The sequence below is a fragment of the Pseudomonas sp. SK3(2021) genome, from assembly GCF_016772375.1.
GTDB classification, from domain to species: domain Bacteria; phylum Pseudomonadota; class Gammaproteobacteria; order Pseudomonadales; family Pseudomonadaceae; genus Aquipseudomonas; species Aquipseudomonas chlororaphis_I.
The window spans coordinates 3,999,833-4,015,236 of record NZ_CP061943.1 but is presented as its reverse complement, the minus strand read 5'-3'; the positions used below and the strand labels follow the sequence as shown (position 1 = coordinate 4,015,236).

Annotated in this window: 14 protein-coding genes; 13 read left to right on the top strand and 1 reads right to left on the bottom strand. The window is 64.5% G+C overall.

Annotated features, from left to right (window positions below; all coding sequences use genetic code 11):
- Positions 1-54 precede the first annotated feature (54 nt).
- From IF690_RS17605 to IF690_RS17595, 3 genes are all read left to right on the top strand, one after another.
- Complete coding sequence (locus IF690_RS17605) at positions 55-252, top strand: hypothetical protein (protein WP_202696698.1); 198 nt, start codon at positions 55-57, stop codon at positions 250-252.
- Between the two features lie 127 nt (positions 253-379).
- Positions 380-955, top strand: a complete 576-nt coding sequence (locus IF690_RS17600) for a flavodoxin family protein (RefSeq protein WP_009049589.1) — start codon at positions 380-382, stop codon at positions 953-955.
- Positions 956-985: 30 nt separating this feature from the next.
- Positions 986-1,810, top strand: coding sequence for an alpha/beta fold hydrolase (locus tag IF690_RS17595; protein WP_202696697.1), 825 nt, complete (start codon positions 986-988; stop codon positions 1,808-1,810).
- A gap of 94 nt (positions 1,811-1,904) precedes the next feature.
- On the opposite strand, the gene IF690_RS17590 is transcribed toward IF690_RS17595, so the two are convergent.
- On the bottom strand, positions 1,905-2,330 hold the full coding sequence (locus IF690_RS17590) for a helix-turn-helix domain-containing protein (protein ID WP_202696696.1): 426 nt from the start codon (positions 2,328-2,330) through the stop codon (positions 1,905-1,907).
- Between the two features lie 277 nt (positions 2,331-2,607).
- Between IF690_RS17590 and IF690_RS17585 the strand changes: the two genes are divergently transcribed.
- The 10 genes from IF690_RS17585 to IF690_RS17540 all read left to right on the top strand — a co-directional run bounded on the left by IF690_RS17585 (position 2,608) and on the right by IF690_RS17540 (position 15,402).
- Positions 2,608-3,597, top strand: coding sequence for an MBL fold metallo-hydrolase (locus IF690_RS17585; RefSeq protein ID WP_202696695.1), 990 nt, complete (start codon positions 2,608-2,610; stop codon positions 3,595-3,597).
- A gap of 32 nt (positions 3,598-3,629) precedes the next feature.
- Positions 3,630-4,553, top strand: coding sequence for a LysR family transcriptional regulator (locus IF690_RS17580; RefSeq protein ID WP_202696694.1), 924 nt, complete (start codon positions 3,630-3,632; stop codon positions 4,551-4,553).
- A gap of 128 nt (positions 4,554-4,681) precedes the next feature.
- The gene (locus tag IF690_RS17575) at positions 4,682-5,098 is read left to right on the top strand and encodes a DoxX family protein (RefSeq protein WP_202696693.1); all 417 of its coding nucleotides are present in this window, start codon (positions 4,682-4,684) and stop codon (positions 5,096-5,098) included.
- The gene (locus IF690_RS17570; protein ID WP_202696692.1) at positions 5,091-5,720 is read left to right on the top strand and encodes an antibiotic biosynthesis monooxygenase; all 630 of its coding nucleotides are present in this window, start codon (positions 5,091-5,093) and stop codon (positions 5,718-5,720) included. Before IF690_RS17575 ends, IF690_RS17570 begins: the two co-directional genes overlap by 8 nt.
- Positions 5,721-5,838: 118 nt before the next feature.
- A complete protein-coding gene (locus IF690_RS17565) occupies positions 5,839-7,677 on the top strand; it encodes an amidohydrolase (RefSeq protein ID WP_023966049.1) in 1,839 nt (612 codons plus the stop codon).
- A 69-nt stretch (positions 7,678-7,746) separates the two neighbouring features.
- On the top strand, positions 7,747-8,373 hold the full coding sequence (gene ycaC, locus IF690_RS17560) for an isochorismate family cysteine hydrolase YcaC (protein ID WP_124324657.1): 627 nt from the start codon (positions 7,747-7,749) through the stop codon (positions 8,371-8,373).
- Positions 8,374-8,496: 123 nt separating this feature from the next.
- Positions 8,497-9,522: an IS110 family RNA-guided transposase gene (locus IF690_RS17555; RefSeq protein ID WP_202696683.1), complete on the top strand. Its 1,026-nt coding sequence runs from the start codon at positions 8,497-8,499 to the stop codon at positions 9,520-9,522.
- Positions 9,523-11,034: 1,512 nt separating this feature from the next.
- Positions 11,035-11,940: a LysR family transcriptional regulator gene (locus IF690_RS17550; RefSeq protein WP_202696691.1), complete on the top strand. Its 906-nt coding sequence runs from the start codon at positions 11,035-11,037 to the stop codon at positions 11,938-11,940.
- 380 nt (positions 11,941-12,320) lie between these two features.
- Positions 12,321-14,096, top strand: coding sequence for a type I secretion system permease/ATPase (locus IF690_RS17545; protein WP_202696690.1), 1,776 nt, complete (start codon positions 12,321-12,323; stop codon positions 14,094-14,096).
- On the top strand, positions 14,089-15,402 hold the full coding sequence (locus IF690_RS17540) for an HlyD family type I secretion periplasmic adaptor subunit (protein WP_202696689.1): 1,314 nt from the start codon (positions 14,089-14,091) through the stop codon (positions 15,400-15,402). The genes IF690_RS17545 and IF690_RS17540 overlap by 8 nt, the downstream gene beginning before the upstream one ends.
- Positions 15,403-15,404: the final 2 nt, after the last annotated feature.

The window sequence follows — 15,404 nt, the reverse complement described above, 5'->3', positions numbered from 1 at the left end:
CTGCTGCTTTGCTCTTTTCCAGTCCTTCCCGTCGCACCTGTGCGGGAAGCGCGGATGAAGGTCACGACCTTCTATCTCGCGGTTTTCGAGCATGTTCCTCAGGTTTCCCGAACAACGCAACGCGGCGTGGACGGGCGTGCATCCTGCGCGCTGGCCGCAGCAATCTCCTTGCCAGCGAAGGGCCCCGTATTTATTGGCCGCGGCCTTGGCGACGAGCGGGCAGGGGGCTGTGCCCGCGCCATTGAAAATTAACAACGTTTAACTCGCCCTGCATCCGCCCTACGCCCAAAACTTGAGGTCTGCACATTCGCCGATCGAAGGGACGATCGTGCGTGCCGCGCGAAGAAAAAAGGGATGAACACGTCTGGAGGATGCCGGAATGAGCAAGGTGGTGGTGGTCTATCACAGTGGCTATGGCCATACCCGGGTCATGGCCGAAGCCGTGGCCCAGGGGGTGGAGAGTCACCTGAACAGCGCCTGCCGGCTGATTCCGGTCGAGGAGGTGCACGACCAGTGGGAGCGCCTGCACCAGGCCGACGCCATCATCTTCGGCGCGCCGACCTACATGGGCAGCGCCTCGGCGCCCTTCAAGGGCTTCATGGAGGCCACCGCGGCGTTCTACCTGGCCCAGCCCTGGCGCGACAAGCTCGCCGCCGGCTTCACCAATTCCGGTTGCCTGTGTGGCGACAAGCTCAACACCTTGTTGCAGATGGCGGTCTTCGCGGCCCAGCACTCGATGATCTGGGTCGGCCTCGACCTGCTGCCGGCGCGCTCGAGCAGCGGGGTGTTCGATGGCCAGTTGAATCGCCTCGGCAGTTCCCTGGGCGCCATGGCCCAGTCGAATGTCGAACAGTCCCCCGAACACGCGCCGCCGCTCGAAGACCGCCGCACCGCCGCGCACCTGGGCCAGCGGGTGGCGCGCCTGGCCGAGCGTATGGCCCATTCATCGATTTGAGTCACCCAACCCCTGAAGGAGCAAAACGCCATGAGTACATTCATCACCCGCGACGGTACCGAGATCTATTACAAGGACTGGGGCAGCGGCCAACCCATCGTCTTCAGCCATGGCTGGCCGCTGAATGCCGACAGCTGGGAGGCGCAGATGATCTTCCTGGCGTCCAGGGGCTACCGGGTCATCGCCCATGACCGCCGTGGGCATGGCCGCTCCAGCCAACCCTGGTCGGGCAACGAGATGGACACCTACGCCGACGACCTGGCGCAACTGATCGAACGCCTGGACCTGCGGAACGCGGTGCTGTTCGGCTTCTCCACCGGCGGTGGCGAAGTGGCGCGCTACATCGGTCGCCACGGCACGGCGCGGGTCGCCAAGGCCGGGCTGATTTCCGCGGTGCCGCCGCTGATGCTCAGGACCGCGGCCAACCCCGGCGGCCTGCCGATCGAAGTCTTCGACGGCCTGCGCGAGGCTTCCCTGACCGACCGTTCGCAGCTGTACAAGGACGTTGCCAGCGGGCCGTTCTTCGGTTTCAACCAGCCTGGCGCCAAGCCGTCCCAGGGCATGATCGACTGGTTCTGGATGCAGGGCATGATGGCGGGCCACAAGAACACCTATGACTGCATCAAGGCTTTCTCCGAAACCGACTTCACCGAAGACCTGAAGAAGTTCGACGTGCCGACCCTGGTGGTGCACGGCGACGCCGACCAGATCGTGCCGATCGAAGCCGCCGGCATCGCCTCGGCCAAGCTGGTCAAGGGCGCGAAGCTGCTGGTCTACCCGGGCGCGCCCCATGGCCTGACCGACACCCACAAGGATCAGCTCAACGCCGACCTGCTGGCGTTCATCGAGGCCTGAGTGGTTCGGCGACCTGCGCTTGACCCATGAAAAAACGCCGAGAGGTTTTGCCCCTCGGCGTTTTTTATTACCTGCCCTCAAGCGTGCCGCGACCTCATGCGCTCGCCGGGTCGCGGCAGGGGCGGGCGCGCAGGACCCGGCACCGCCAGGCGAACGGGTTGATGCCTTCGCTGTGGGTGAAGATGTGGCAGAAGTGCGCCTGGTCGCAGAAGCCGCATTCCAGGCTGATCTGCGTCAGGGTCAGGTCGGTGTCCCGGATCAGTTGCTTGGCCCGGGCGATGCGCTGGCAGCGAATCCATTCCTGGGGCGACAGGCCGGTGCTGCACTTGAAGGCGCGGGAGAAGTGGCTGCGGGACAGGGCGCAGGCGCGGGCGAGTTCGGTGACTTCCAGGGTGTTGCTCAGGCCGTCGAGGATCATTTGCTTGACCAGGCTTTCGCGCCAGGGAGAAAGGCCGCCGGGGGTGGTTTTTCGGGGTTGCGGGACGGACGCCCTGACGGCGTTGTGCTGAGCGTGGGCCATGACGAAATTCCGTGTCGGTGGGCATGCGCCGGCACACCGCCGGGTGGGCCGGGCGCTTCCCGATTTAGAAAACAGGTCTGCGCAGAGGGCTTCATTCTTGGTGCCAGGAAGGGGGCTTGCGAGTTAAACGTTGTTAATTCCGTTAACCCGCGTGCCGGGCATGGGCAGCAACTGAGCACATGGCTGCAATTTTTGCAGTGTGCTGCCGGTGCATGATCGACCGGGTGCGGCTGGCTCGGGAGTGGCCGTTTTTCTGACTCGATCAAAAGGTGAAGGCATGACCCATTCTCTGCTGTGCACGCTGCGCGGAGCAGCCCTGGCATTGGCCCTGACATCGCTGGGCGCCCAGGCGCAGGCGCCGGTCCAGGGCAGCCAGGTACCCGGTTACTACCGCCTGGCGGTGGGCGACTACGAAGTGACGGCGCTGTTCGATGGCTACAACGACCTGTCGCCGAAGCTGCTCCAGGGCATGACCCAGGGCCAGATCCGCGCCTTGCTGGCCCGTCGCTCGATCGAGACCCCGGGGGTACAGACCGCCTTCAACGCCTTTTTGGTCAACACCGGCAAGCAACTGATCCTGGTGGACACCGGCGCCGGCCAGTGCATCGGCGCCACCGCCGGCCTGCTCACGGCGAACATGCAGGCCGCCGGTTATCGCCCGGAGCAGGTCGACGCCATCCTGCTCACCCACCTGCACCTGGACCACGTGTGCGGGCTGGTGGACGGCCAGCAGCGACCGCTGTTCGCCAACGCCACGGTCTACGCCGCCCAGGCCGAAGCCGACTACTGGCTCGATCCGCAGGCGCTGGCCAAGGCGCCCGCCGGTGCCCGGGAGTTCTTCAAGATCGCCCAGGACTCCACCGCCCCGTACCGCGCCGCCGGACGCTTCAAGACCTTCGCCAGCGGCCAGTCGCCGGTGCCGGGCGTCGAGGCCCGGCTGGAGGCCGGGCACACCCCGGGCAGCACCACCTACCGCTTCACTTCCCAGGGCCAGAGCATCCTGTTCATGGGCGACCTGGTGCATAACCTGGCGGTGCAGTTCGAGCACCCCGAAGTGTCGATCCGTTTCGACGTCGACAACCAGCAGGCGATCAAGGCCCGGGCCCGGGTCTTCAGCGAGGCGGCCAGCAACAAGACCTGGGTGACCGCGGCACACTTGCCGTTCCCGGGCGTGGGCCATATAGCCGCGGTGGATGGGCATTTCCAGTGGGTGCCGGCCGAGTACGGGCCTTACCGGCGGGCGGCCAAGGTGCCGATGATCGAGTGACGCCTGGCTGAACACACAAGGGGACTGCCGCTATGAACCGTAACGATCTGCGCCGCATCGACATGAACCTGCTGGTGATATTCGAGGCCCTGATGTTCGAAAAGAACCTGACCCGGGTCGCGGAAAAACTGTTCATGGGCCAGCCGGCGGTGAGCGCCGCGCTCGGCCGCCTGCGCGACCTGTTCGACGATCCGCTGCTGTTGCGCAACGGTCGCGGGATGGAGCCGACGGCCCGGGCGCTGGTGATCCTCAAGGAACTGCAACCGGCGATGGACGCGATCTCGGGCGCAGTCAGCCGGGCCAAGGAATTCGACCCGGCGACCAGCTGCGACCTGTTCCGCATCGGCCTGTCGGACGATGCCGAGTTCGGCCTGTTCCCGCCGTTGTTGAGCCAGTTGCGCGAGGAGGCCCCGGGCATAGTCGTGGTGGTGCGCCGGGCCAACTACCTGTTGATGCCGGCCTTGCTGGCCTCGGGGGAGATCTCGGTCGGGGTCAGCTACACCACCGAGTTGCCGGCCAATGCCAAGCGCAAGAAGCTGCGGGACATCGGCTGCAAGGTGCTGCGCGGCGACAACCGGCCCGAGCCCTTGACCCTCGATGAGTACTGCCGGCGGCCCCACGCCATGGTGTCGTTCTCCGGCGACCTGAGCGGCAACATCGACCTCGACCTGGCCAAGGTCGGGCGCACCCGCCGGGTGGTCCTGGGCGTGCCGCAGTTCAGCGGTCTGCGGGCCTTGCTCGCCGGCACCGAGATGGTCGCCACCGTGCCCGACTACGCGGCCTGTGCCCTGGTCGAAGGCTGCGCCTTGCGCGCCGAGGACCCGCCGTTCGCCATCGAGGCGGCGCAGTTGTCCATGGCCTGGAGCGGGGTGCATGACAACGATCCGGCCGAGCGCTGGTTGCGTTCGCGGATCGCCCAGTTCATGTCCGAGCCCTTGAAGATCCACTCCGCCTAGGCGCGGGCGGCGCCGTCGGGCCCTGCGGCAAAGAGAGCACATATGTGCAATTTTTCCCGGCCGGGCAGCGGCACCATGCATGCTCGGCGTCGACGCCGGGGATTTTTCAAAATTGTGCGGGGACGCCAATGAACGCTTCACCATGGGATGACCGGGCCCGGGACCTCGGGCTGCTGTTTCTGCGGGTCAGCGCCGGGCTGTTTCTGCTGTGGGTGCACGGCCTGCCGAAACTGCTCGACTACGGCACGGAACTGCAACGCATCGAAGACCCGTTCCGGCTGGGCGCCCACCTGACGCTGATGCTGGCGATCTTCGCCGAAGTGCTGTGCCCGTTGCTGATTGTCGCCGGGGTGGCGGTGCGCCTGGCCTGCCTGCCGATCCTCGCGGTGCTGCTGGTGGCGCTGCTGGTGGTGCATCCGCACTGGAGCCTGGCCGAAGGCCAGTTCGCCTGGCTGCTGTTGATCCTGTTCAGCAGCATTCTTATCGCCGGTCCGGGACGACTGGCCCTCAATGATCGTTTCGCCGGAGCCTTGCGTTATGTCTGATTCCAATCGCCTCGAGGCCAGCATGCGGCCGGACTCCGATGAGGTCGTGACCCTGATCGTCAAGCACCGGGTCAAGGCTGGCCTGGAGGCACCCTATGAAGCCTGGTTGCGGCGCATTGTCGGGGTCGCCGGGCAGTACGAAGGGCACCTGGGCGTGGACGTGATTCGCGGCAAGAGCGGTGGCCTCGACCTGTTCACCTGCGTGCTGCGCTTTTGCTCCACCGAGGCGATGCAGCGCTGGCTCGACTCGCCGCAACGCCGGGCGCTGGTCGACGAAGCCGCGCCGATGCTGGCCGACGGCGACCGGACCGAAGTCCACCCGGTCCACGAGTTCTGGTTTTCCACCCAGGCCGATACCGCTTCGCCACCGCCACGGTGGAAACAGGCGCTGTTGACTATGCTGGTGATTCTGCCGCACACCCTGCTGGTGCCGCTGATCTGGGGGCCTGTGCTGCAACTGAATGCCTGGCTTGGCAATTACGTGGTCGCCACTTTCCTGATCACCCTGACCATTGTGCTCTCGGTGGTCTACCTGTTCATGCCCCTGGCGACCCGGCTGTTCGCCCCCTGGTTGCAAGCCTCTGTCGCCGATCAACAGCTGGAGCCCGGCCATGGCCAATAACGACGACCCGACCGATCCTCTGCGCCGCCAATTGCTCGCGGCCGGATCCTTGCTCAGCGCCGCGGCGGCTTTCTGGCCGCGCCTGTCCCTTGCCTCTTCCCATTCAGAAGGACACCCGATGAACGCCGATCTGATTCTGTTCAATGGTCAATTCCACACCGTCGACCGTGAGAAACCCCGTGCCAGCGCGGTCGCCATCAGCCAGGGGCGCTTCGTCGCGGTGGGCACCGATGCCGAGGCCATGGCCTTGCGCGGCAGCGCCACCCAGGTCATCGACCTCAAGGGCCGCACGGTGATCCCCGGCCTCAACGACTCGCACCTGCACCTGATCCGTGGCGGCCTGAACTACAACCTGGAGTTGCGTTGGGAAGGCGTGCCCTCGCTGGCCGACGCACTGCGCATGCTCAAGGACCAGGCCGACCGCACGCCGACCCCGCAGTGGGTGCGGGTAGTGGGTGGCTGGAACGAGTTCCAGTTCGCTGAAAAACGCATGCCGACCCTGGAAGAACTCAACCAGGCGGCGCCGGACACCCCGGTGTTCGTCCTGCACCTGTACGACCGCGCCTTGCTCAACCGCGCGGCGCTACGGGTCGCCGGCTACACCCGCAACACGCCGAACCCGCCGGGCGGCGAGATCGTGCGCGACAGCAACGGCGAACCCACCGGCATGCTGGTGGCCCGGCCCAACGCAATGATTCTCTATTCGACCCTGGCCAAGGGGCCGAAGCTGCCGCTGGAATACCAGGTCAACTCGACCCGCCAGTTCATGCGCGAACTCAATCGCCTGGGCTTGACCAGCGCCATCGATGCCGGCGGCGGTTTCCAGAACTACCCGGACGACTATGCGGTGATCGAGCAACTGGCCCGGGAGCAGCAGTTGACGGTGCGCATCGCCTACAACCTGTTCACCCAGAAGCCCAAGGAAGAACTCACCGACTTCAAGAACTGGACCGGCAGCGTCAAGTTGCACCAGGGCGACGACTTCCTGCGCCACAACGGCGCCGGGGAAATGCTGGTGTTCTCCGCCGCCGACTTCGAGGACTTCCTCGAACCGCGTCCGGACCTGCCGCAGACCATGGAGCAGGAACTGGAACCGGTGGTCCGCCATCTGGTGGAGCAGCGCTGGCCGTTCCGCCTGCACGCCACCTACGACGAATCGATCTCGCGCATGCTCGACGTGTTCGAGAAGGTCAACCGCGACATTCCGTTCAACGGCCTGCCGTGGTTCTTCGACCACGCCGAAACCATCACGCCGAAAAACATCGAGCGGGTTCGCGCCCTCGGTGGTGGCATCGCGATCCAGGACCGCATGGCGTTCCAGGGCGAATACTTCGTCGACCGCTACGGCGCCAAGGCCGCCGAACAGACCCCGCCGATCAAGCGCATGCTGGCCGAAGGCGTGCCGGTGGGCGCCGGTACCGACGCCACCCGGGTTTCCAGCTACAACCCCTGGACCTCGCTGTACTGGATGGTCAGCGGCAAGACCGTGGGCGGCATGGAGCTGCACGCCGAAGGCCTGCCACGGCAGACCGCGCTGGAACTGTTCACCCATGGCAGCGCCTGGTTCTCCTCGGAGCAGGGCAAGAAGGGCCAGATCAAGGTCGGCCAGCTGGCGGACCTGGCGGCCCTGTCCGCGGACTTCTTCAGTGTCGAGGAAGAGGCCATCAAGTGGATCGAGTCGGTGCTGACCGTGGTCGACGGCAAGGTGGTGTACGCCGCCGGCGACTTCTCCAGGCTCTCGCCACCGATGGTGCCGGTGCTGCCGGACTGGTCGCCGGTGGTCAAGGTGCCGGGGCACTGGCGTCCGGCCTCGCCGCTGGTGGCCCAGGTGCACCAGTGCAGCGGCCCGTGCGCGGTGCACTCCCACAGCCACGAGCGGGCGCGCCTGTCGAATGTGCCGGTCAGCGACTTCCAGGGGTTCTGGGGCGCCTTCGGCTGTTCGTGCTTTGCCTTCTGACGAATCAACAACAGTGCCGGCCGCAGTGGCCGGCGCTCATCGCGACATCCATCCACCTAGGAGTTTCACATGAGCAACGTACCCTACAAACGTCTGGACATTAATGACGCCGTTGTCCTGCTGGTCGACCACCAGACCGGCCTGATCTCGCTGGTCCAGGATTTCTCGCCGAACGAGTTCAAGAACAACGTGCTGGCCCTGGCCGACTGCGCCAAGTTCTTCAAGCTGCCGACCATCCTCACCACCAGCTTCGAATCCGGCCCGAACGGCCCACTGGTACCCGAGCTGAAAGAGATGTTCCCGGATGCGCCCTACATCGCCCGTCCAGGCCAGATCAATGCCTGGGACAACGAAGACTTCGTCAAGGCGATCAAGGCCACCGGCCGCAAGCAACTGATCATCGCCGGCGTCGTCACCGACGTCTGCGTGGCGTTCCCGACCCTGTGCGCACTGGAAGAAGGTTTTGACGTGTTCGTCGTGACCGACGCTTCCGGTACCTTCAACGAAGTGGTGCAGCAAGCTGCCTGGGCACGCATGGCCGCCGCCGGCGCGCAACTGGTCAACTGGTTCTCCGTGGCGTGCGAGCTGCAGCGTGACTGGCGCAACGACATGGAAGGCCTGGCCAACCTGCTGTCGCAGCGTATCCCGAACTATCGCAACCTGATGAACAGCTACTCGGCCTTCACCGCCAAATAAGCCCCGCGTCATCGCCGAGCTGAAAAAATGCCCGCCATTGTGCGGGCATTAATGAGATGGTCACCCCCACACCCTGCGAGGGCTACGCTTTCGCAGGGTGTTTTGTTTTCGGAGGCCATCCTCATGAGCGAGTCAGCGCTGATCGGAATCGATCTCGGCAAGCACAGTTTCCACCTGCACGGCCAGGACACTGCGGGCCGAGAGGTGTTTCACAAGAAGCTCTCGCGTCCACAGATGATGCAGTTCTTCGGCAATCTGCCGGCTTGCACCGTGGTGATGGAGGCATGTGCCGGCGCGCATTTTGTCGCTCGTCAGCTGATCGCCATGGGGCATCAGGCCAAACTGATTTCTCCGCAGTTCGTCCGGCCCTTCGTCAAGGGCAACAAAAACGACTTCGTCGACGCCGAGGCCATTTGCGAAGCGGCCTCGCGCCCATCGATGCGCTTTGTTACGCCTAAAACCGAGGCGCAGCAGACCCTTTCCGTTCTGCACCGCCTGCGCGAATCGCTGGTGCACGACCGCACCAAAGCCGCCAATCAGATGCACGGTTTCCTGCTGGAGTTTGGTATCAGCCTGCCCAAAGGTCTGGCGATCATGAAACGTTTGGCGAGTATCTTGGCCGAGCATGAGTTGCCGGTTCGGCTCACCGGGCAGTTGCAACGCCTGCACGATCACTTCGCTTACCTGGATGAGCAGGTCAAGGAACTGGATAAAGAGCTGGCAGGCCAGCTGGCCGCCGATGATCTGGGCAGTCGCCTGCTGAGCCTGCCGTGTGTCGGGCCGATCACCGCCAGCCTGCTGGCGGTGGAAATGGGCGACGGCCAGCAGTACAAGTGCAGTCGCGACTTCGCAGCATCTGTGGGTCTGGTGCCCAGACAGTACAGCACCGGTGGCAAGGCGAATTTGCTCGGCATCAGCAAGCGCGGTGACAAGCACCTGCGGCAATTACTGGTGCAGTGTGCGCGGGTCTACCTGCAAAGGCTGGACTACCAGCGCGGCCGTTTGGCCGACTGGGTACGCTCAATGCTGACGCGACGCCACTCGAACGTGGTGGCCTGTGCTTTGGCTAACAAGCTGGCGCGGATCGCGTGGGCGCTAGCGGCCCACCATACGCAGTATGAAGCAGGGCCAGGCGCGCTGAGCGCCTGACCCTGCGGTTGTTGCAGCACCACGAAGCACCCTTCAGGTTTTGCGATAGCTGAACAACGGATGACGTGAACGGCCCACCGGCCTGACGAAGAACCTGGCACAAAAATCGGCTTCAGAAGCCGAGGCATTTTTCAGGATCGTCAGGCGCGACTCTCATCGTGGCGCGGGGCATGCCCCCAAACAGACGCCGGATAGATTTAAGCAAGCCAACCACTTCACCCATTGATCAGTATTGCAAAAACGGGGGTGACCATAGATTTTTTGCCTCGCGGACACTGCGGTCCCTGTAGCCGCTGGCGTAGCCTGCGATCGGCGGCGCAGCCGTCGTAAAACCAGGCGATGTGGTTTTCCAGGCAGATCGCGGACTCAGGTTTTGCGGCAACTGCGTTGCCGTTCGCAGCCTCGCAAGCTCGGCAGCGGCTACACAGGCATCGCGGTCCCTGTAGCCGCTGGCGTAGCCTGCGATCGGCGGCGCAGCCGTCGTAAAACCAGGCGATGTGGTTTTCCAGGCAGATCGCGGACTCAGGTTTTGCGGCAACTGCGTTGCCGTTCGCAGCCTCGCAAGCTCGGCAGCGGCTACACAGGCATCGCGGTCCCTGTAGCCGCTGGCGTAGCCTGCGATCGGCGGCGCAGCCGTCGTAAAACCAGGCGATGTGGTTTTCCAGGCAGATCGCGGACTCAGGTTTTGCGGCAACTGCGTTGCCGTTCGCAGCCTCGCAAGCTCGGCAGCGGCTACACAGGCATCGCGGTCCCTGTAGCCGCTGGCGTAGCCTGCGATCGGCGGCGCAGCCGTCGTAAAACCAGGCGATGTGGTTTTCCAGGCAGATCGCGGACTCAGGTTTTGCGGCAACTGCGTTGCCGTTCGCAGCCTCGCAAGCTCGGCAGCGGCTACACAGGCATCGCGGTCCCTGTAGCCGCTGGCGTAGCCTGCGATCGGCGGCGCAGCCGTCGTAAAACCAGGCGATGTGGTTTTCCAGGCAGATCGCGGACTCAGGTTTTGCGGCAACTGCGTTGCCGTTCGCAGCCTCGCAAGCTCGGCAGCGGCTACACAGGCATCGCGGTCCCTGTAGCCGCTGGCGTAGCCTGCGATCGGCGGCGCAGCCGTCGTAAAACCAGGCGATGTGGTTTTCCAGGTAGATCGCGGACTCAGGTTTTGCGGCAACTGCGTTGCCGTTCGCAGCCTCGCAAGCTCGGCAGCGGCTACACAGGCATCGCGGTCCTTGTAGCCGCTGGCGTAGCCTGCGATCGGCGGCGCAGCCGTCGTAAAACCAGGCGATGTGGTTTTCCAGGCAGATCGCGGACTCAGGTTTTGCGGCAACTGCGTTGCCGTTCGCAGCCTCGCAAGCTCGGCAGCGGCTACACAGGCATCGCGGTCCCTGTAGCCGCTGGCGTAGCCTGCGATCGGCGGCGCAGCCGTCGTAAAACCAGGCGATGTGGTTTTCCAGGTGGAATGAGGTGCCGGAACGCGAAAAAGCGGCTATAAAGCGTTCAGCTGTCAACCAGAGAGTGACAATGAACCCGTTCGAAGACATGCGTATTTTTTGCCAGGTCATGGACTCCGGCAGCTTCACCGCGGCGGCGGACCAGTTGGGCCTGTCCAAGCAGTTCGTCAGCCGGCGCCTGATGCAACTGGAGGAGCGCCTGGGCGTGCGCCTGCTCAATCGCTCGACCCGGCGCCTGGACGTGACGCCCCTGGGGCAGAGCTACTACGAGTCGGCCCTGCGCCTGCTCAGCGAAGTCGAACAGGTGGAGCAGGGCATCGCCGGCCAGACCGTCGAACCCCGGGGCACCATTCGCCTGAGCGCGCCGCTGTCGTTCGCCATGGCCCATCTGGGGGAACTGTTGCCGCTGTTCCTGCGGCGCTATCGCGATGTCGCGGTCGAGGTCGATCTCAGCGACCGCCCGGTGGACCTGCTCGGCGAGGGCTACGACCTGGCCTTGCGCATCGGCGTGCTGGAGGACTCGACGCTGATCGCCCGCCGCATCGCCTCGATCCAGCGGGTGTATTGCGCCAGCCCGGCGTACCTCGCCGAGCGCGGCACCCCGCTCCGGCCCGAGGAACTGCAGGGCCACGACTGCCTGCCTTACGGCCACGGCCGCCAGGTGCAGTGGCGTTTCGCAGGGCAGGGCAACAAACCCTTGCTGGTCAACGTCACCGGCAGGATGCGGGTCAACAACGGCGAATTGCTCAAGGACGCGGCCATCGCCGGCATGGGCATTACCTACCTGCCGACCTTCATCGTCGAGGCCGCGCTCAAGGACGGGCGGCTGGTAACGGTGCTGGACGGCTTCGAGCCCGAGCCCCTGGCCTTGTCGGCTGTCTACCCGCAACACCGCCAGGGTTCGCGGCCGGTGCAGGTGTTCATCGAGTTCCTGCGCGAACAGCTGAATCGCGGCGTGGCGTCGGTAGCGCGATGAGGGATAGGGAGAATGCGCTGGCGTTGTTTGGCGTCATTCCTTTTTGCACTTGCTTCCCCAAAAAACAGATGCATTCCTGCTTAAGGAATTAAGGCGCCTCCCGACTCCGCGCTGCGCCCAGCAACACCGTCTCGACCCATGCCGCTTATCAACAGGCTGATCGGGTCCATATCCTCGGGCCATCGCATCGCCCGCGATGGGCCCAAGAGCCCGTGCCAGAGCCTCCAGGTCTCCAGGTCGCGGGGCTCTGGCACGCGCTTGCGCGCCGGGCCGCTGCCGGGGCCATTCCAGGTGCCCGAGGCGATCCGGCCAATGGCAGCACGCGGCTGTCCGGCATGATCTAAGCTCCACAAAGGCTGGCCTTTCGAGCAGAGGTCTCAATGCAAAGCACACCTGAAAACAGTCTGAAAAATGCGTTGAAGGTCTGTAGAGACAGCTTTGTTTCCGTCGGTTTTTTCAGTTTCTTCATCAACGCGCTGATGCTGGTCCCGACCTTCTACATGCTTCAGGTGTATGGGCGGGTGATGACCAGCGGCAGCCTGACCACCCTGGCCATGCTGACGCTGATCATGACCGGACTGGTGATCACCCTCGGCTCCCTGGAATGGGTTCGTTCGCGCATCATGGTCCGGGTCAGTACCCGGCTGGATGTATTGCTCGGTCGCCAGGTCTACAAGGCCAGTTTCAAACGGGCCCTGGACAGCGGCGGCATGGATGCCTCGGCCCAGTCGCTCAACGACCTGACGGGGCTGCGCCAGTTTCTCTCCAGCAACGGCCTGTTCGCCTTCTTCGATGCGCCCTGGTTGCCGATCTATATCGCGGTGATGTTCCTGTTCCATCCCTGGTTCGGCTGGGTCGCGACGGGCAGCGCGCTGTTGTTGCTGTTGCTCGCCTTCGTCAACGAGAAACTCACGGGGCCGGTACTGGCCGAGGCCAACAAGGAATACATCGGCGCGACCCTCCATACCACCAAGAACCTGCGCAACGCCGAAGTCATCGAGTCCATGGGCATGCTGGAGACCCTGATGGATCGCTGGGGGCGCCGGCAAAGAAACGTTCTGCTGCTGCAATCCCTGGCGAGCGACAGGGGCGGCATGGTCACCACGCTTTCGCGGACTTTCCGCCTGCTGGTGCAATCGCTGGTGCTGGGCCTGGGGGCGTACCTGGCGGTGGACCATCAGGTGGGCGCCGGCCTGGTGTTCGCCGGGGCCGTGCTGCTGGGGCGGGCACTGGCCCCCATCGACCTGATGATCGGCAGCTGGAAGGGGTTTATCGCGGCCCGTTCGCAGTACAACCGTCTGAACGACATCCTCGGCAAACAACAGGCGCAACCCGAGCGCCTGTCCTTGCCCGCGCCTGAGGGCAACGTGCAGGTCGAGAACCTGGTTGTCGCGGCGCCTGGCTCGAACACCCCGATCCTCAAGAACATCAGCTTCAGCGTACCGGCCGGTTGCGTAGTGGGCATCATAGGCCCGAGCGCCTCGGGCAAGTCGACCCTGGCCAGGGCGCTGATCGGCGTCTGGCCGCCGCAGCATGGGGTGGTCCGGCTGGATGGCGCGGACATCAGCACCTGGGACAAGCATGAGCTTGGCCCGTATATCGGTTACCTGCCTCAGGACATCGAGTTGTTCGAGGGCAGTGTCGGCGAGAACATTGCCCGCTTCGCCGAGATCGATTCGGCGAAGGTCATCCAGGCCGCCAAGACTGCTGGCGTCCACGAAATGATCCTGCTGTTGCCCGATGGCTACGACACCGTCATCGGCAGCGAGGGCGTCATGCTCTCGGCAGGGCAGCGCCAGCGCATCGGGCTGGCCCGCGCACTGTACGGCAACCCGCGGCTGATCATTCTCGACGAACCCAATTCCAACCTCGACGAGGTCGGCGATCGTGCCCTGGCGGCCGCCATCCAGCAGATCAAGCACACCGGCGCGACCCTGTTCGTGATTACCCACCGCACCAACATCGTGTCGCAACTCGACCGGCTGCTGGTGATGAAAGCCGGGATGGTCGGCCTCTACGGGCCGCGCGAGGAAGTGCTGGCCGAACTCAGCGGGCAGCAACCGCCGGTCCCGAAACATGCCGGGCCAGTACCGGTGGTGAGCAACGTGGCGTCGATCGATGCCCGCAAGGACGATGGCGGTGAATCCTATGCCTGATCGTCGAATCGAAAGCTTCTCCGAGCTGCCGGTGTCCGACCGCAAGGCCCACCGCCTGGGCATCGGCATTGTCGGCGTGACCTTCGGCCTGTTCGGCACCTGGGCGGCGCTCGCGCCCCTGGACGGCGCCGCTTACGCGCCGGGGGTGGTCACCGTGCAGACTTACCGCAAGACGGTCCAGCACCTGGAAGGCGGCATCGTCAAATCGGTGTTGGCCCACGATGGCGACATCGTCAAGCGGGATGATCCGCTGATCGTCCTTGACGATGCCCAGTTGCGCTCCGAGTACGAGGCGACCCAGAGCCTGCTGATCGCGGCCAGGGCCATGGAGTCGAGGTTGATTGCCGAGCGCGATGGCTTGCCGGCGATCGACTTCGGGCCGATGAGCGATCCGGCCAGCGTGCGGGGAGAGGAAGCGCGCCAGGGCGAGACCCAGGTGTTCAACGCCCGACGCGGCTCGCGATTGGGCCAGATCGCGGTCCTGCGCGAGCGCATCGGCCAATTGCACCAACAGATCAAGGGCCTGGAGTCGATGATCGCGGTCAAGGTGCGCCTGGAGAAATCCTACAGCGGCGAGATCGGTGAATTGTCCGAGCTGCTCCAGCAGGGGTTCGTCGACAAGCAACGCCTGCTCGAGCAGGACCGCAAGCTGGGGATGCTCCGGTCGGAGGTGGCCGATCACCGTTCCACCATCGACAAGACCCGTCTGCAGATCAACGAAACCCAGTTGCAGATCCTCCAGGTCGACAAGGATTTCGATTCCGACGTGGCCAAGCAGCTGGCCGAGGTGCAGACCAAGATCTACGACCTGCAAGAGAAGAACTCGGCCCTGGAAGACCGCCTCAGCCGCATTGTCATCCGCGCCCCCGACGCGGGCATGGTGATTGGCATGACCGTGCACACCATTGGCGGTGTCGTGCGTTCGGCGACGCCCTTGCTGGACATCGTGCCATCGGTCTCCGAACTGGTCATAGAGGCCCAGGTGGCGCCGGTGGACATCGACCGTATCGCCATTGGCAAGCGCGCCGATATCCGTTTCGGCGCGTTCAAGAGCTCGACCACGCCGGTGATCGAAGGCGAGGTCAGCAGCGTCTCGGCCGACCGGTTGACCAACGAAAAGACCGGGACCGCTTATTACCTGGCGCGGGTCCGGGTCACCGAGCACGGCGTGCGCACCCTGGGTGAGCGCAAGTTGTTGCCGGGGATGCCGGCGGATGTGCTGATCATCACCGGGCAACGCACGCTGTTGCAGTATCTGTTGCAGCCGGCCCGGGATGTGATGTCTCAATCAATGATCGAGGAGTGACC